Source organism: Streptomyces sp. 8N114, from assembly GCF_052245835.1.
Lineage (GTDB): Bacteria > Actinomycetota > Actinomycetes > Streptomycetales > Streptomycetaceae > Streptomyces.
The window spans coordinates 378,066-395,531 of the sequence record NZ_JBQQBT010000004.1; the positions used below are offsets into that span (position 1 = coordinate 378,066).

15 protein-coding genes are annotated in these 17,466 nt (G+C 69.4%); 6 read left to right on the forward strand and 9 right to left on the reverse strand.

All coding sequences use genetic code 11. The features are described from left to right. The first annotated feature begins 229 nt into the window (after positions 1–229). Positions 230–1,639, forward strand: coding sequence for a peptidase C39 family protein (locus ACTWQF_RS12560; RefSeq protein ID WP_443279399.1), 1,410 nt, complete (start codon positions 230–232; stop codon positions 1,637–1,639). 109 nt (positions 1,640–1,748) lie between these two features. Here ACTWQF_RS12560 and ACTWQF_RS12565 read toward each other — a convergent pair whose 3' ends face one another. Further along, a complete protein-coding gene (locus ACTWQF_RS12565) occupies positions 1,749–2,240 on the reverse strand; it encodes a DinB family protein (RefSeq protein ID WP_443279400.1) in 492 nt (163 codons plus the stop codon). 34 nt (positions 2,241–2,274) lie between these two features. After that, positions 2,275–2,526, reverse strand: coding sequence for a hypothetical protein (locus ACTWQF_RS12570; RefSeq protein WP_443279401.1), 252 nt, complete (start codon positions 2,524–2,526; stop codon positions 2,275–2,277). 414 nt (positions 2,527–2,940) lie between these two features. On the opposite strand from ACTWQF_RS12570, the gene ACTWQF_RS12575 reads away from it, so the two are divergent. The 4 genes from ACTWQF_RS12575 (at position 2,941) to ACTWQF_RS12590 (ending at position 6,540) form a co-directional block, all read left to right on the forward strand. Then, complete coding sequence (locus ACTWQF_RS12575; protein ID WP_443279402.1) at positions 2,941–3,555, forward strand: SRPBCC family protein; 615 nt, start codon at positions 2,941–2,943, stop codon at positions 3,553–3,555. 66 nt (positions 3,556–3,621) lie between these two features. Then, complete coding sequence (locus ACTWQF_RS12580; RefSeq protein WP_443279403.1) at positions 3,622–4,041, forward strand: MauE/DoxX family redox-associated membrane protein; 420 nt, start codon at positions 3,622–3,624, stop codon at positions 4,039–4,041. A 73-nt stretch (positions 4,042–4,114) separates the two neighbouring features. After that, the gene (locus ACTWQF_RS12585; RefSeq protein WP_443279404.1) at positions 4,115–5,743 is read left to right on the forward strand and encodes a radical SAM protein; all 1,629 of its coding nucleotides are present in this window, start codon (positions 4,115–4,117) and stop codon (positions 5,741–5,743) included. Continuing rightward, positions 5,740–6,540, forward strand: coding sequence for a methyltransferase domain-containing protein (locus tag ACTWQF_RS12590; protein ID WP_443279405.1), 801 nt, complete (start codon positions 5,740–5,742; stop codon positions 6,538–6,540). Before ACTWQF_RS12585 ends, ACTWQF_RS12590 begins: the two co-directional genes overlap by 4 nt. Before the next feature lie 161 nt (positions 6,541–6,701). Here ACTWQF_RS12590 and ACTWQF_RS12595 read toward each other — a convergent pair whose 3' ends face one another. Both ACTWQF_RS12595 and ACTWQF_RS12600 read right to left on the reverse strand, forming a co-directional pair. Then, positions 6,702–8,081, reverse strand: a complete 1,380-nt coding sequence (locus ACTWQF_RS12595; protein WP_443279406.1) for an aspartate aminotransferase family protein — start codon at positions 8,079–8,081, stop codon at positions 6,702–6,704. Between the two features lie 14 nt (positions 8,082–8,095). Further along, a complete protein-coding gene (locus ACTWQF_RS12600; RefSeq protein WP_443279407.1) occupies positions 8,096–9,631 on the reverse strand; it encodes a CoA-acylating methylmalonate-semialdehyde dehydrogenase in 1,536 nt (511 codons plus the stop codon). A gap of 108 nt (positions 9,632–9,739) precedes the next feature. Between ACTWQF_RS12600 and ACTWQF_RS12605 the strand changes: the two genes are divergently transcribed. Next, complete coding sequence (locus ACTWQF_RS12605) at positions 9,740–11,341, forward strand: PucR family transcriptional regulator (RefSeq protein WP_443279408.1); 1,602 nt, start codon at positions 9,740–9,742, stop codon at positions 11,339–11,341. A gap of 41 nt (positions 11,342–11,382) precedes the next feature. Here ACTWQF_RS12605 and ACTWQF_RS12610 read toward each other — a convergent pair whose 3' ends face one another. From ACTWQF_RS12610 to gndA, 5 genes are all read right to left on the reverse strand, one after another. Next, positions 11,383–12,372, reverse strand: a complete 990-nt coding sequence (locus ACTWQF_RS12610; protein WP_443279409.1) for a pirin family protein — start codon at positions 12,370–12,372, stop codon at positions 11,383–11,385. A 129-nt stretch (positions 12,373–12,501) separates the two neighbouring features. Further along, positions 12,502–12,972, reverse strand: coding sequence for a MarR family winged helix-turn-helix transcriptional regulator (locus tag ACTWQF_RS12615; RefSeq protein ID WP_443279410.1), 471 nt, complete (start codon positions 12,970–12,972; stop codon positions 12,502–12,504). Between the two features lie 186 nt (positions 12,973–13,158). Next, complete coding sequence (locus ACTWQF_RS12620) at positions 13,159–15,249, reverse strand: M4 family metallopeptidase (protein WP_443279411.1); 2,091 nt, start codon at positions 15,247–15,249, stop codon at positions 13,159–13,161. 302 nt (positions 15,250–15,551) lie between these two features. Further along, positions 15,552–15,755, reverse strand: coding sequence for a hypothetical protein (locus tag ACTWQF_RS12625; protein WP_443279412.1), 204 nt, complete (start codon positions 15,753–15,755; stop codon positions 15,552–15,554). 190 nt (positions 15,756–15,945) lie between these two features. Further along, complete coding sequence (gene gndA / locus ACTWQF_RS12630) at positions 15,946–17,415, reverse strand: NADP-dependent phosphogluconate dehydrogenase (RefSeq protein WP_443279413.1); 1,470 nt, start codon at positions 17,413–17,415, stop codon at positions 15,946–15,948. Positions 17,416–17,466 lie beyond the last annotated feature (51 nt).

Here is a 17,466-nt window from a genome sequence, read left to right on the forward strand (position 1 = left end):
TCCGTCACTGGCTGGGCCAATGACGACGGCATGCCGAGCGGCCGAAGCCCTGGCACGCGCCCCGCTCAGCCGCGATAGTTGGCTTCCGCGTACGGCCGGGTACGACCGCCGGGTACGACCGCGTACGACGCCGCGCACCACCTGGTACCGGCCCACGCACCACGTGTGACCGACAGCACGCAGCACCTGTGACGACCGCCGCACCGACCCACGACTGGGGGCACTCCGCATGACCAGCAGATCCGCCAACCGCCGTACCGTCCTGGCCGCCGCTGTCGCCGCGGCAGCCTCGGCAGTCGCGGCCCCCGCCGCCCTGGCAGCCGACGCCCGGTCGGGTGGAACCACGGGCAAGCTCGGCACGGGCCGCCCGGCCGAGCCCGGCCGGCCGGGGAAGGCAGGGAACGTGGAGTTCCACAACTGGGCATCGCAGCGCGACTGGGCCTCGGGCAAGGCCAAGGGAACCCGCGTCGTGTCGGACGGGCGTCCCGGCATCGTCCTGGCGTCCCCCGCGGGCAGCACCGAGTACAAGGACCCGCACACCGGCAAGAAGGCCAGCTGGGAGTACGCCACCTGGACCTCGCCCGCGCACACCTGCGCCGTACCCGCCGGCGAAGCCATCGCCTCCTGGAACGCCCACACTCCCAAGGGCACTTGGATCCGGATCGAGCTGAAGGGCACCTACACGGACGGCAAGGCCACGCCCTGGTACACCATGGGCATCTGGACGTCGGGCGACGGCGACGACGTGCCGCGCCGCACCTCGGTCGACGGGCAGAAGGATGGCAAGAGCTCCATCTCCACCGACACCTTCGCCATCGACGACCTGACCGGCGGGCTGCGGCTGAAGTCCTACCAGCTGCGGCTGACCCTCTACCGCGCCCCCGGCAGCAAGGCCACCCCCACGGTCTGGCGGGCCGGCGCAATGTGCTCCGACCTACCCGACCGCTTCGAGGTCCCCGCCTCCGAGCCCGGCCTGGGCAAGGCGGTCGAGCTGAAGGTGCCGCGTTACTCGCAGGAGATCCACAAGGGCCAGTACCCCGAGTACGACAACGGCGGCGAGGCATGGTGCAGCCCCACCTCCTCGCAGATGATCATCGAGTACTGGGGCCGTAAGCCCACCGCCGAGGACCTCGCCTGGGTCAACCCCGACTTCGCCGACCCGCAGGTCTGCCACGCCGCGCGCTACACCTTCGACTACCAGTACGAGGGCTGCGGCAACTGGCCCTTCAACGGCGCCTACGCCGGCACCTACCGGAACATGAACGGGATCGTCACCCGCCTGAACTCCCTCAACGATGCCGAGGAGTTCATCGCCGCGGGCATCCCGTTGATCACCTCGCAGTCCTTCATCGAGTCCGAACTGGACGGCGCGGGCTATGGCACCGCCGGCCATCTGATGACCGTCATCGGCTTCACCAAGACCGGCGACGTCATCGCCAACGACCCCAACTCTCCGGACAATCCCTCGGTCCGCCACGTCTACAAGCGCCGCCAGTTCGAGAACATCTGGCTCCGCACCAAGCGCAAGAATGCCGACGGCAAGGTCGTCGGCGCCACCGGCGGCGTCTGCTATCTCTACTTCCCGACGGAGCTGACCGCCGCTCAGAAGCGGGTGCTGCAGAAGCACGGCGTGCACTGAGCCGGTCGGCGATCGACCGTGACCTCGAGCGAACGGTGTCCCCGCCACCGCACCACCTCGTGGACGGGGACACCGTTCGTCAGGGTCACGAGGGATCTGGCGGTTTGGCTCAAGTCCGGCGGGTGGCGCAGGTCTGCTCGCGCAGGATGTCGTTGTGGCCGGCGTGGCGGGCGAATTCCTGGATCATGAGCAGGTAGATCCACCGCAGGCTGACGGTGCCGACGGAAGGGTGCTGTCGGGTGGCGTCGAGGTCGATGTCCGCGGCGATCGTTCGTGCGCGGTCGCTGGCGCGCTCGAATTCGGCGATCACGTCGGCGACCGTTTCGTGGTCGCTGACCAAGAAACTGGCCTCGCCCACCATCGCACCGTCGCATTCGGATTCCGGCAAACCTCCCAAGATGTGCTGGAACCACTTCCTTTCTGCGAACGCGGCGTGTTTGACCAGTCCGATCGACGTCGTCAGGGACGGGACGAGACGGCGGCGGGACTCTGTTTCGGATAGGCCGCGCACCGTGTCGATCAGTTCGGCCCGGGTGTGGTCAAGTATGTATTCGAGCATCTGACGCTCGGGGCAGTCGGTGATACGAGTCGGAGTTTTCATGTCGTGTGATTCCTTTCGTAGACAGCGTGGGAGTTCACGGTTCCGGTCGATTGGGCTGTCGGTGTTCCCGGCAGAACGGCCGCATCGAGGCGACGGCGATGTCGCACAGCTTCGGTGTGGCGGGCGATGACGCCGGATCCGGCGAGCCAATCAGCAGGCGGCGATGATCCCGCTTGCTTGCGGGCAGGCGGGCCGAGTCGATCGGTTCGGTGTCGAACACGAATCGGATGCCGACCGGGATTCCCAGCCGAGAGGGATGTTCGTCGACGACCAGCAGCTGGGCCACCGAGACGAGGAGACCGGCTTCGCCGAACTTTGCGTTCGGGCTGCCGCAGAGGTCCCGCTGGGCTTGACGCTACCTCGCCGGACGACACGAGTCCATCCCCGTAGCCCGACCCCATCCACGGTCGACAACGACAACGAGCGAGCCCGATCGGATCCCGCTGCCCCGCACCACGCACCGCTGACGACGCGACTGACGCGCCGTCAGCCGCAGGAGTTGCTCCGCCCTCGCCTGTTCTGGGTAGGGGGTGCCCCTGCCTGACGCCCGCAGGCCGCGGGTGCCTTGTGCCTTGTCGCGCAGTTCCCCGCACCCCTTACGGGGCGCGTCCCCCCACACCCTGGTAGCGGCCGTGGACACCGGCGCCGGATTGTAAGCGCGATCACCGTCTGGGCCCTGTTCGGCACCTAGCGTTGCGGCATGGACCATAAGGATCTTGCCGAAGGGGGACGGCCGGTGACCGGAGTGCGCCGTGCACGGATTGCGGCGTGGACGGTCGGTGCCGGCAGCGGGCTGGCTGCTGCCTATTTGGGGCTGGTGACCGGCGCGCTGCCGGTGGACGTGGGCGTGGGGCGGCGCACGCGCCCGCTGGGCCCGCAGACCGTCGATATCGAAGCACCCCGTCAGGTGGTCTTCGACGTGGTGGCGAGGCCGTATCTGGAGAGGACCCCGCGGGCGATGCGGGAGAAGCTGAACGTGCTGGAGCGCGGCAGTGACCTGGTGCTGGCTGAGCACTTCACCCCTGTCGCGGGCGGGCGGCTGAGGGCGGTGACGGTGGAGACGGTGCGCTTCACCCGGTTCGAGCGGATCGACTTCCGCCTGGTCCGCGGCCCGGTGCCGCAGGTGACCGAGTCGTTCCTGTTGAGCGAGCACGGCTCGGGGACACGGTTGGTGTACGAGGGGCAGATGGGCACGGACCTGTGGCGGCTCGGCCAGTGGTGGGGCGCGGCGGTGGCCGCCCGCTGGGAGGCTGCGGTCGCCGCCTCTCTGGCCTTGGTCAGGGACGAAGCCGAACGCCGGTCCTGCGGCAGGTGAGCGTGCGGGTGGTTCGGTGAGCGCGCTTGCAGTCCGGGACCCTCGCGCCGCCGTAGCGTCGTGGGCATGGTGCTACGTCTCGTGGTGGGCACGGTGTACACGGCGATGGCCGCGGGCCAGCTGGCCTCGATCGACCGTATGCCGCAGATCCTGTCCGCCTACGGGCCGGACCGGAAGCTCGCGGCTGTGCTGGCGGGAGGACTGATCGTCGGGGAACTGGTGTGCGGGCTGTGGTTCCTGGCCCGGCCGCGGTCGAGGGCGCTGGCCCCGGTGTGGGTGTTCGTGGCGGTGTCGCTGGTGTGGAGCGCGCTGACGGCACAGGCATACGCGCGCGAGCTGGTGGTGGCCAACTGCGGCTGCTTCGGCGTGTATCTGACGCAGCGGCTGAGCTGGCTCGTCCTGCTCCAGGACGCTCTGGCCCTGCTCTACGCGGGACTGCTGCTGCGGGCCGCCCGCATAGCTTCGCCCCGTCAGCACGCCAACTGAACGGAGGCAGGCCCTGACGTCACCAATGACGCCCGCTGAACTGCTGACGACCCCCTTCGAGAGGATGTCTTCGATGACCCAGACACCGGCGCCACGGCGCAAGGTGGACCGGGACGAGGTGTTCGTGGAGTTCACCAAGTCCATCTGCCCGCTGTGCAGGACACCGGTCGACGCACAAGTCAACATCCGCAACGACAAGGTGTATCTGCGCAAACGCTGCCGGGACCACGGCGAATTCGAGGCGCTGGTCTACGGCGACGCCGAGGAATATCTGGCCTCCGCCCGGTTCAACAAGCCAGGCACCCTCCCCCTCACCTTCCAGACCGAGGTACGTGACGGCTGCCCCAGCGACTGCGGGCTGTGCCCGGAGCACAAACAGCACGCCTGCCTGGGGATCGTCGAGGTCAACACCGGCTGCAACCTGGACTGCCCGATCTGCTTCGCCGACTCCGGCCACCCGAGCAAGAGCGGGGGAGGCTACTCCATCACCCACGAGCAGTGCGAGCGGATGCTCGACGCGTTCGTCGCCTCCGAGGGCGAGGCGGAGGTGGTGATGTTCTCGGGCGGCGAGCCCACCATCCACAAACACATCCTGGACTTCATCGACCTGGCCCAGGCCCGCCCGATCAAGAACGTCACCCTCAACACCAACGGCATCCGCCTGGCCACCGACACGAACTTCGTCGCCGAACTCGGCAAACGCAACCAGGTGCCGGGCCACTCGGTGAACATCTACCTGCAGTTCGACGGCTTCGACGAACGCACCCACCGGGAGATCCGCGGCCGTGATCTGCGTACGTTCAAGCAGCGGGCGCTGGACAACTGCGCGGAGGCGGGTCTGACCGTCACCCTCGTCGCCGCCGTCGAGCGCGGCCTGAACGAGCACGAACTCGGCGCGATCATCGAGTACGGCATCGATCACCCAGCCGTTCGCTCGGTGGCTTTCCAGCCGGTCACCCACTCCGGCCGCCACATCGCCTTCGACCCGCTGCAGCGGCTCACCAACCCCGACGTCATCCAGCTCATCAACGCCCAGCTCCCGCAGTGGTTCACCAAAGGCGACTTCTTCCCCGTCCCGTGCTGTTTTCCCACCTGCCGCTCCATCACCTACCTGCTCATCGACGGTGAGCCCGGCGACCGCACCGTCGTACCCATCCCGCGGCTCTTGAACGTGGAGGACTACCTCGACTACGTCACCAACCGCGTCCTGCCCGACGCCGGGATCCGCGAGGCCCTGGAGAAGCTGTGGTCGGCTTCCGCGTTCATGGGCACCGCTACCACCGCGGAGCAGTTGCAGGCGACCGCAGAGGCCCTGGACTGCGCTGGGGGAAGCTGCGGTATCGACCTTCCGCAGGCCGTGAAGGACCTCAGCGACAAGGCGTTCATGATCGTCGTGCAGGACTTCCAGGACCCCTACACCCTCAACGTCAAACAGCTCATGAAGTGCTGCGTCGAGGAGATCACCCCCGACGGGCGCCTCATCCCGTTCTGCGCGTACAACTCCGTCGGCTACCGCGAGCAGGTCCGCGCGCAGCTGTCCGGCGTACCCGTAGCCCCCGTAGCGCCCAACGCCCTGCCTTCCTCCCCGGACTCTCAACTCCGTTCGACCAGGGGAGACCCCATTGCCGACCGCCTCACCGCGGCACCGTACGGATCGAAGACCGCGAGCACCCCCGCCGCAGAAGCAGAGTCCCCGTCATGACCCGGCCCCGCACCGGCGAAGAGCTCAAGGCGTGCTGCGCCGCCGCGTACTCCTCCGACATCGTCGCGCTGCTGCTCGGTGACTCCTACCACCCCGGCGGCACAGCGCTCACACGCCGCCTCGCCGAAGCCCTCGCACTCGCACCGGGCGCCCGAGTCCTCGACGTCGCCTCCGGACGCGGCACCACAGCGCTGCTGCTCGCCGACGCCTACCGCGCACAGATCGACGGGGTGGACTACTCCGCCGCCAACACCTCCCTCGCCCAAGGCGCAGCCCAGGCCGCGGGACTCGCCGAGTCCACGCGCTTCACCACAGGCGACGCCGAACAGCTGCCCTACCCCGCTGGCATCTTCGACGCCGTGGTGTGCGAGTGCGCGCTGTGCACCTTCCCCGACAAAGCCGGAGCCGCCGCCGAGTTCGCCCGCGTACTCAAGCCCGGAGGCCGGGTCGGCATCACCGACGTCACCGTCGACCCCGCCCGGCTCCCGTCCGAGTTCACCGGTCTCGCCGCCCGCATCGCCTGCATCGCCGACGCCCAGCCCCTGGACGTATACGCGGACACCCTCGCCGCCGCCGGCCTGCGCACGGTGCGCACCGAGCGCCACGACGAGGCGATGCTGCGGATGATCGACCAGATCGAGGCACGGCTGAAGCTCCTGCGCATGACCGCACCGGCCCAACTCACCGCCGCAGGCGTCGACCTCGACACCGCCCCCAAGGTCCTGGGAGCAGCCCGAACAGCGGTCGCCGACGGCGTCCTCGGCTATGCCCTGCTGACTGCCCAGAAGTCCCCGTGACGACAAAGCCCGCACGGGCTGCCTCACCGGTACGTAAGCGCCCTCACGTACCCGCACCCATCGCCCGTTTCAGCGTCGGTACCAGGGAGCACCGAACGGCCAGGCTTCATGGCGGACATGGTGGCCTGGCCGTTCAGTCATGGTGGGGGAACGCCGTGTGGCTAGCGGTTGTCGTCCTTGTGCGCGTCGTGGACCAGCGCGTCGACCCGGCTGAGGACCTGGTCGATGATGTGGAGACCCTCGCGGGCCTCGGATTCGGTGATGGTGCACGGCGGCACGAGGTGGATGCGGCCCGAGTTGGCGAACGGCAGCAGTCCCAGGTCCTTCGCCGTGCGAAGGGCCTCGGCCATCACCGGGCTGCTGCCCCCGGTCGGCGCGACGGGGCGGCGGGTGTGCGGGTCCGTGACGAGCTCGACGGCCCAGAAGACGCCGCGTCCGCGGACCTCGCCCACGCTGGGGTGCTTCTCGGCGAGCCGTGCGAGTTCGGGGCCGAACACGTCGCTGCCGATCCGGCGGGCGTTGTCGATGATGCCGTCGCGTTCCATGACGGTGATCGCTGCGACGGCCGCAGCGCACGCCAGGGGGTGCCCGGAGTAGGTGAGCCCGCCGGGGTAGGGACGGTGTGCGAACTGGTCGGCGATCCGGTCGCTGATGACCACACCACCCAGCGGCACATAGCCGGAGTTGACACCCTTGGCGAAGGTCAGAAGGTCGGGGACCACGCCTTCGTCGCCGCAGACGAACCATGCGCCGGTGCGGCCGAAGCCGGTCATCACCTCGTCGACGATGAACGCTATGCCGTACCGGTCGCACAGCTCCCGTACGCCGGCGAGATAGCCCGGCGGGGGCAGCATGATGCCGGCGGTGCCGGGGATGGCCTCCAGCAGGATCGCGGCGATGGTCTCCGGTCCCTCGAGCTCGATGACCTGCTCGAGGTGTGCGAGCGCCCGCCGGCACTCCTCCTCCTCGGTCGTCGCGTCGAAGTGGCTGCGGTACAGATAGGGGCCGAAGAAGTGGACCACCCCGGAGGTCGCGTCGTCGTTCGGCCAGCGACGCGGGTCCCCGGTCAGGTTGATCGCGGTCTGCGTTCCGCCGTGGTAGGAGCGGTAGCGGCTCAGTACCTTGGGCCGGCCGGTGGTCAGCCGGGCCATGCGTACGGCGTGTTCGTTGGCGTCGGCACCGCCGTTGGTGAAGAAGACCCGGTTCAGGTCGCCGGGGGCGCGTTCGCAGATCAGGCGGGCTGCCTCGGAGCGCTGGTCGTTGGCGTGCTGCGGGGCGACGGTGGCCAGGGTGCGGGCCTGGTGGGCTATCGCCTCCACGACGTAGGGGTGCTGGTGGCCGATGTTGGTGTTCACCAGCTGCGAGGAGAAATCGAGCAGCCGGTTGCCCTCGCCGTCCCAGACGTAGGAGCCCTCGGCGCGGGTGATGACCATGGGGTCGAGGGCGGCCTGTGCGGACCAGGAGTGGAAAACGTGACGGCGGTCCAGCTCGTAGGTCCGGGCGACCGCGCGGGCGTCGAGTTCTTGGTGGAGAAGGGTCATCGCGGGCGCCTCCTTCAGGCGGTCTGCGGGAAGCCGAGGTTGAGGCCGCCCTGGTCGGGGCCCCGCCAGCGGGTGGTGACGACCTTGCCGCGGGTGAAGAAGTGCACTCCCTCGGCGCCGTGCGCGTGCGTGTCCCCGAACAGGGAGCTCTTCCAGCCGCCGAAGCTGTAGTACGCCATCGGCACGGGGATCGGCACATTGATGCCGACCATGCCGACCTCGACCTCGTTGTGGAAGCGGCGCGCGGCTCCGCCGTCGTTGGTGAAGATCGCCGTGCCGTTGCCGTACGGGTTCGAGTTGATCAGGTCGAGGGCCTCGTCGTAGGAGTCGACCCGCAGGACGGACAGGACCGGCCCGAAGATCTCGTCCGTGTAGCAGCTCATGTCGGTGGTGATGCGGTCGAGCACCGTGGGGCCGAGCCAGAAGCCGTCCCGGCCGCCGTCGGCGTCGACCGTGCGGCCGTCGACGACCAGGCTCGCACCGTCCTGCTCGGCCTGGTCGATGTAGGAGGCGACCCGGTCGCGGTGCGCCGCCGTCACCAGCGGCCCCATGTCACAGTCCCGGGTGCCGTCACCGGTCTTGATGTCCCGGGCGCGCTCGGCGATCCTCGCGACCAGCTCGTCGGCGATGTCGCCGACCGCCACGACGGCGGAGATGGCCATACAGCGCTCGCCCGCCGACCCGAACCCGGCGTTGACCATGGCATCGGCGGCGAGGTCCAGATCGGCGTCGGGCAGGACGACGGCGTGGTTCTTGGCCCCGCCCAGAGCCTGCACCCGCTTCCCGTTGGCGGTTCCGGTGGCGTACACGTACTTGGCGATCGGCGTGGATCCCACGAAGCTGATCGCCTTGACGGCCTGGTTGGACAGCAGCTCGTCGACTGCGGTCTTGTCGCCCTGCAGTACGTTGAACACGCCGGGCGGCAGGCCGGCATCGGCCCACAGCTCGGCCAGCCACAGAGCGGCCGAGGGGTCCTTCTCGCTCGGCTTGAGCACCACGGTGTTGCCGGCCGCGATGGCTACGGGGAAGAACCACATGGGGACCATGGCGGGGAAGTTGAACGGCGAGATGATGCCGACCACCCCGAGCGGCTGCCGGACCGAGTTCACGTCCACCCCGGTCGAGGCGTTCTCCGTGAACCCGCCCTTGAGCAGGTGGGGGATGCCGCAGGCGAACTCCACCACCTCCTGCCCGCGCGTGACCTCTCCCAGCGCGTCGGACAGAACCTTGCCGTGCTCGCCGGTGATGATCTCGGCGAGCTCGCCCTTGCGCTCGTTGAGCAGCTCACGGAACCGGAACACGATCGCGGTCCGCTTTGCCAGCGAGGTGTCGCGCCAGCCGGGGAAGGCAGCCGCAGCCGCCTCGATCACCGTGCGCGAGTCCTCTGTATCAGCGAGTGCCACCTCGCGCGTCACCGCACCGGTCGCCGGGTTGGTCACCACGTCGGCACGGCCGCTGGTACCGGGGAACGGTTTGTTGTTGACCCAATGCCCGATGCGTGACAGATCGCTGGTCGTCACTGCTTCCCTCGCCTTCGCTTGATCACTCATGAAGCCGCAGGTCCGGGCCGGGTGGCCGGCAACCTGTGTGCTGCGAGGGTGCCAGAGTCCGGACTTTCGGACTGTAAAAATGTATGGCCAATTACTTACACTTCGTAAATGCAGCCGACGATCCGGGAAGTCCTCGCGCTCCCTGTCATGGCCACGGGCCGACCGCACGTCATCGGCGGCCGCGAGTACCTCGACCGTCCGGTCCGCTGGGTCCACATCAGCGATCTCGCCGACCTCACCGATCTGATCGAGGGCGGCGAACTCGTGCTGACCACCGGCCTGCCGCTGGCCGGCGGCGCCCGACAGGCGTCCGCCTACCTGGCCATGCTGGCCGAGCAGGGCGTGGCGGGCCTTGTGATCGAACTGGGTACCCACCTCAAGACCGCGCCCGACCATCTGGGGGCCCTGGCCGACTCGGCCCGGCTCCCTGTGGCGGTCCTGAGCACCAAGATCCGCTTCATCGAGGTCACCCAGCAGGTGCACCGGCTGATCGTCGCCGACCAGTACGACGAGGTGGAGTTCGCCCGGACCACCCACGAGGTCTTCACCTCCCTCAATATCGCCCGCGCCTCCATCACGGACATCGTCACGCGCGCAGCAACGACCCTGGGCGCACCCCTCGTGCTGGAAGATCTCAGCCGGCACGTGCTGGCCTTCTGCGCCGTGGACACCCCGACCGCGCAGCTGCTGGACCAGTGGGCCGAACGATCACGCCTCCACGACTCCGCGGGCACCCCCACCAGCGGGTCCACATGGTCGGCCGTCCCGGTGGGTGTCGGTTCCGAACGCTGGGGGCGGCTCGTGCTGCCCATGCAGGCACCGAACGCGTCCCGCGCGCGCATGGTCCTCGAACGCGCCGCACAGTCCCTTCAGCTGCACCGGATGATCCAGCAGGAGCGCGACGCCCTCGTCGTCCACGCGCTCGGTGGACTCCTCGACGATCTGCTCAGCGGCCGGATCACCGACGACGCCGAGGCCCAGGCCCGGGCCAGTGCCCTCGGCCTCACCTCGAGCACCCGATACGTCCCGCTGTCCGTACGTGTCCCACGACGGCCCGACACCGACGCACTCGGCCAGGGTGAAATCGACCGCCGCCTGCTGGCCGCCGTCCGCCAAGCAGCAGCCGCAGCAGGCCAGAGCGCGATCGCCGCCATCCGCCGCGAGGGAACCGTCTCGGCGATCATGTCGTGCCCCGCCAGTGGCAGCACCGACGCCGCGCTCAACACCGTGTGCACCGGTCTGCGTGAGCGGTTGACCGGACACGGCGGCGCGGAAGGCTGGGTCGCCGGCACCGCGCCCGCAGCCCAGAGCCTCATCGCAGCGGCGCAGGGCCTCACCGAGGCGGAACACGTCGCCGACGTGGGACTGACCATGCCCGACGCCAACCGTCTCTACCGCTCGACCGACGTACGCCTGCGCGGACTTGTCGCCCTGCTCCGCAACGACCACCGCGTACAGGCGTTCGCCGAGACCGAACTGGGCCGCCTGCTCGACCACGACGCCCGGACCGGCGACGACCTCTCGGCCCTGCTGCGCACCCACCTCGACTGTGCCGGCTCCAAGACGCTTACCGCGCGCCTGACCGGCCTGAGCCGCCCCACCCTCTACAGCCGGCTACGGACCATCGAGCGCATCCTGCGCGTCTCCCTGGAGTCCGCCGAATCACGTACCTCGCTCCACACCGCCCTCATGATCGTCGACGCTCGCTGACCGCATGCCGACCACATAAGGAGGTGGCTGTCGTACGGAGGTCAGCGGCGCGAGGGATTCCTGCGCGGTGTGATGACGGCGTTCGGCAGGGCGGGTGCGGGCAGCCGGGCGCCCGGATACCCCTCGACGTTGCCGAAGCGGTCCGACATGGCCTCCCAGTCCTCTCGGGCCCGGACGATGTCCTCATGGCCGCGCCCGATGAAGTTCCACCACATGACGATCTCCTCCTCGAACGGAGGGCCGCCGAGCAGGATTGTCCGCGCCGGGCCGTCCGACTCGTTCACCAGCGTCAGGGCTTCGGTGCCGGGGGACACATAGCCGAGCTCGGCCGGGCGCAGCATGGTGCCGGCCAGGCGAACGTCCCCGGTGTCCACGAGAAGGCCGTGCTCGAAGCCGGGGTTCATGGCGAGCGTGCTCGTCGCACCCGGTTCGAGGATGACCTCGGCACCGAGCAGCGGCGTGAAGGTCCGCACCGGAGAGCCGCTTCCGGCGAGCGAGCCCAGGAAGACCCTGATCTCCGCCCCGTCGACCCGCACGGGTTCGGGCACGTGGTGCTGGAAGTCGCGTCCGGCGTTCCGGTGCTGCTCGGGCAGCGCCACCCAGAGCTGGACGCCGTGCAGCACGGTGGTGCGCGAGGTGGAGACCTCCGAGTGGCTGATGCCGTGTCCGCCGGTCATGAGGTTCATCTCGCCGGGCCGGACGAGGGCATGGGTGCCCAGGCTGTCACGGTGTTCGATCTCCCCGCTGAACAGCCAGCTCACCGTCTGCAGGCCGGTGTGCGGATGCGGGGGCACGTCCATGCCGCCGGTCTTGGTGACGTCGACAGGGCCGTAGTGGTCGGCGAAGCACCAGGCGCCAATAAGCGTCCGGGCCCGCTGGGGCAGCGTACGGCGCACGAGCATCGCCCGCGGCCCGCCCAGAGGCACGTCCCGCGCGGACAGCACGTCGACCCGGGGCTCCTCGGCCGGCCGCCGGTCGTCGACCGGCTCTCCGCACCTCAGTTCCGCAGGTTCGGTTTCCACGTTGCTCACCGACAGCACCTCCCGCGCCTGGTTGTCGCATCAACTATCCTGCCATCTCCAGAGGCTGGGTACGCCGACCGTGTCGCGGGACACCCGAACCGTGCGTCACTGTCCGCCGCCTGCTCCCCGTTCGCCAGGTCAGGGCGAATCTTCCTCCTCCAGCTTGTCCACCACGCGTTCGGAGATCCGGGCCAGCATCCGCAGTTCCGCGGGCGTGACGTGGTCGAGGAACAGGGCGCGCACCGCCTCCACGTGACGCGGGGCAGCGGCCTCGATCGCCGAGCGTCCCGCATCCGTGATCACCACGAACGCCCCACGCCCGTCCTCAGTGCATTCATCCCGTGCCACCAGCCCGCGCTTGACCATACGGGCGATGTGATGGGACATCCGGCTCTTCTCCCACTCCAAGGCCCTGGCAAGATCCAGAACCCGCTCCCGGCCATCCGGCGCGTCCGTCAGATTGACCAAGACCCCGAAGTCCGCAGCAGACACGTGTGACTCCGCCTGCAACAAGCGCGACAGCCGCCCTCTGAGCTTGTCGTGCAGCCGGATAAAGCTCCGCCACGCGTGCTGCTCTTCCGCGGTCAACCACCGCACCGAGTCCGCCATGGAGGAAGTGTAGGCAGTGGTTGATACTTCACCTACCTGTCTGCGGGCGGCGACCCTGTGACGTCGTGCGCCGTGCCGGGAGCCACGACTCCCGGCACGGCGCGGCGGGTGGTGCGGTGTCGGCGCGGAGTCCCGCCGATGGTGCGATGCCGGCGCGGAGTTGCGCCGGCGAGGGCCGTCCGACGGTTACGGGAAGGTGAGCTTGAAGCTGTTGATGTAGCCGGTGTCGGCCGGGCCCTTGTCCTGGACCCTCAGCTGCCAGTCGCCGTTGGCGTTCTCCGCCGAGGCGTCGACGGAGTAGGTGGTGTCGATGTTCGGCGTCGGGTCGGCTGCCACGCTGTGCAGTCGGTAGGCCCTGCCGCTCGGACCGATCAGGTCGATCTGGAGGTCACCGCTGTAGGTGTGCACGATGTTTACGCCCACCTGCAGGCTGGTGGGGGCCCGGCCGGTCAGCCCGGTGGTGGTGACCTTGGATGTGACGGCCGCGCCGGGGTAGTCCGGGATGGCGACGTCGGTGTCGTTGGCGAACGTCTTGCCGCTGCCCGGGTCACCGCCGCCGGGGCGGGCACCCACGGCCACCCCTGCCCAGGCGTCCGCCACGGCCTTGTACTCGGCGCTGCTGGTGCCGTACAGCTCACCGGCCACCGCAAGCGTCCCGGTGCGGGCCGAGGCGTAGTTGGTGGTCGAGGTGAACTTGGTGGTCAGCGCCTTGTACCAGATGAGTGCGGCCTTGTCGCGGCCGATGCCGGTGACCGGAAGACCGTCGGCGGTGGGCGAGTTGTAGCTGACACCGTTGATGACCTTGGCGCCGCTGCCCTCGCTGAGCAGGTAGAACCAGTGGTTGGCGGGGCCCGACGAGTAGTGCACATCGATGTTGCCGATGCCCGCGTACCAGTTGTCCTTGGACGCGCCGTCCTTGCTGGGCTTGTCCTGGTAACGCAGCGGGGTGCCGTCGCCGTTGATGTCGATCTTCTCGCCGATGAGGTAGTCGCCCTGGTCGGAGGAGTTACCGGCGGAGAACTCCACCGCCGTCGCCAGGATGTCCGAGGTCGCCTCGTTCAGGCCGCCGGACTCGCCGCTGTAGATGAGGCCCGCGGTGGCCGAGGTGAGGCCGTGGGTCATCTCATGCGCCGCGACATCGAGCGAGGTCAGCGGTTTGGCGTTGCCCGAGCCGTCGCCGTACGTCATACAGAAGCAGCTGTCGCTCCAGAACGCGTTGACGTAGTTGTTGCCGTAGTGGACCCGGGAGTACGCGCCCTTGCCGTCGCCGCGGATGCCGGAGCGGCCGAAGGCCGCCTTGTAGTGGTCCCACGTCTCGGCTGCGCCGTAGTGGGCGTCGGCGCCGGCGGTCGCGGCGTTGGACGGGCTGCCGTTGCCCCAGGTGTCGGAGGACTGGGAGAAGAGGGTTCCGGTGCCGGACGTCCCGCGGTTGAGGTTGTAGGTCTTGTGGGCGCCGCGGTCGTTGTCGGTCAGCGTGTAGTTCGAGCCCGACTGGGCGGTGCTCAGGGTGACTTGGCCGCTGTACTGGGTGTTGCCGACGCCGTTGTGGACGGCCTGCCACTGGTAGAGCTTCTTGCCGGAGCGGGCGTCGGTGACGACGTGCAGTTCGTTGGGCGTGCCGTCGTCCTGGAGCCCGCCGACGACCGTCTCGTAGGCGAGGGTCGGCCTGCCCTCGGCCAGCCATACGACCTTGCGCGGTGCGCGGTCGGCGTCGGTCTTCTTCGAGCCCGCGGCGTCGGCGGCCTTGAGTGCCTGCCGCTCCGCCGTCGCGGGGCGCACGCGGGCCTTTGCGGGGACGTTCTTCAGCGCGTGCTTCGAGGCGCGGAGGACCTCTTCGGTGCTGCCCTTCTTGGTGGTCTCGACGACGAGGTCACCGCCGAGGACGGGCAGCCCGTCGTAGGTGCGCTCGTAGCGGGTGTGGAGGGTGCCGTCGCGGTCCTTGAGCACGTCGCGGACGACCAGCTTCTCCTTGGCGCCGAGGCCCAGCTTCTCGGCGGTGGCGGCCTTCTTGCCGTCGGCCTTCCGCAGCAGTGCGGCGCGCTGAGCGGGCGAGAGCTCGGCGGGCAGGGCCCCGGTGTCGGCTCCCTCGGCGGCGGCCGTCCTGGCGGTGGCCCGGCCCTGGTCGTCGGCCGTTGCCGGTCCGGTCTGGACGGCTATCGAGAGCAGCGCGGCGACGGCGCCGAGCGCGATGCCGGCGGACGCCTTCGGGTGCGCGAGACGTCGGGGGCGACGTCTGTGGGAGGTGGTGGAGCCTCTGTGGGAGGTTGATCTTCGCAATGCTGACTCCTTCTGCGGGCCGCAGGGTTGTGCGGCCGGGGAGACCGGGCGGCGGATGACCGTCCGGGCAGATCTCGGCAGAACAAGGCAGAGCAAGGCAGAACTGGTGGAACCAGTGGAACGGGTGGAACTGGCGCGGCGGTCGGAGCCGTCCGAACGCCGCGTGGGGGAACGGCCGCTGCTTTCGCGGGGTTGCGCGGCGGCCAGTCGCAGAGTGCCACCAGGATGAGCATCTGTCAGGAGCGCATCGGGGATTGGCCGGAAACGGTCCGTTGTCCGTAGTGACGCGTTCGCTATCCGGATCAGTCGCGGAACGAACCGTCCGCGCGCCGCGCATGGTGGGACAGCAGATGCCCGCACTGAGGGCAGTGCCGCCGCAGCCCTCGCTTGAGGACGTAGGCGATCCCCACGGTGCACAAATACATCAGGCCGACCGCAGTCTTCTGTACCAGCTTTCCCAGCCCCGACTTGGTACAGGTCGCGCAGTCACGGCATCCGGTAGCCATCGAGCCCCCTCGCTTTCGGTCTTGTTCCAGCGGTGCTGCTGTTCAAGACGTGAGGGGAGACGGGTGAGGGTGCTCCGGGTACCGTCCGGGGACGGCCCCGGGACCGTGCTGTTACGGACACGCGCCCAGACCCCTACGGCGGGCTGCCGCCGAAACGGGGGAGCCGCGAAAAGGGATGGGGCGGAGCCCCCTAATCCGTACGGACCTCCGCGCGGTCGCCGCCCCACCGGGTGTGGAACGTGCCCTCACGGTCGGCGCGCTGATACGTGTGAGCGCCGAAATAGTCGCGCTGGGCCTGGGTGAGGGCGGCGGGGAGCCGGTCGGCCCGCAGCCCGTCGTAGTAGGCAAGCGCCCCCGACATGCCCGGCGTCGGCACCCCGTGCCGCGCCGCCAGGGCCACCGTTTCCCGCCAGGCACTCTGCGCCGCGCCCAGCTCCCGCGCGAACTCGGGATCGGCCAACAGCGTGGGCAGAACGGGACGTTCGGCGAACGCCGCGCGGATGCGGTCGAGGAACGCCGCGCGGATGATGCAGCCCGCACGCCAGATGGCCGCGACGGACGACAGGTCGATGTCCCAGCCGTACTCCGCGCTCCCGGCACGGATCATGTCCCAGCCCTGCGCGTAGGAGATGACCTTCGACGCGTAGAGCGACTGCTCGACCTGTTCGGCGAAGCGGACCGTCTCCGCCTCCGGCAGCCGCGCCGGCTGAGCGCCGCCAGCGCCCCTGCTCGCGTGCGGGCCCGGAAGTGCCGCCGCCGCCTCGCGCAGCTGAGTGTGCCCGGACTGCGAGCGGGCGAAGACCGCCTGTGCGATGCCCGGAACCGGCACCCCCAGATCCAGTGCCGTCTGTACGGTCCAGCGGCCGGTGCCCTTCTGCTCGGCACGGTCCGCCACGATGTCGACGAACGGTCGGCCGGTGTCCTCGTCGACGTGGGTGAGGACCTGTGCGGTGATCTCGATGAGGTAGGAGTCCAGCCGGCCCTCGTTCCAGCCGCGGAAGACGTCCGCGATCTCGACGGGCGCCAGGCCGGCCACCTTCCGCAACAGGTCGTACGCCTCCGCGATGAGCTGCATGTCCGCGTACTCGATGCCGTTGTGGACCATCTTCACGAAGTGACCGGCCCCGTCGGGACCCATGTGCGCGGTGCACGGCGCGCCGTCCGGTGCGCGGGCCGCGATCCGCTCCAGCAGCGGGCCCAGCGCCTCGTACGACTCCGCCGAGCCGCCCGGCATGATGCTCGGGCCCAGCAGGGCGCCCTCCTCGCCGCCGGAGATGCCGGTGCCGACGAAGTGGATGCCGCGCTCGCGCAGCGCGGCCTCGCGGCGGCGGGTGTCCTCGAAATGCGCGTTGCCCCCGTCGACGATGACATCGCCGGGCTCGACCAGCCCGGCGAACTCCTCGATCACCGCGTCCGTCGGCCCGCCCGCCTTCACCATCACCACCAGGCAGCGGGGTCGCTTCAGGGCCGCCACGAACTCCCGGGCCGAGGCGGCGGGCACGAAGTCGCCCTCGCCGCCGAACTGTTCCACCAGCTCCCGGGTCCGCGCCTCGGTGCGGTTGTGCAGGGCGACGGTAAAGCCTTTCCGGGCGAAGTTACGGGCGAGGTTGCGCCCCATGACGGCCAACCCGGTGACACCGATCTGCGCCGAAGCTGTCATGTTCATCCCTTTCCGACTTCCGGAGCCCCGTCGATCGTCCCCTGACACGCC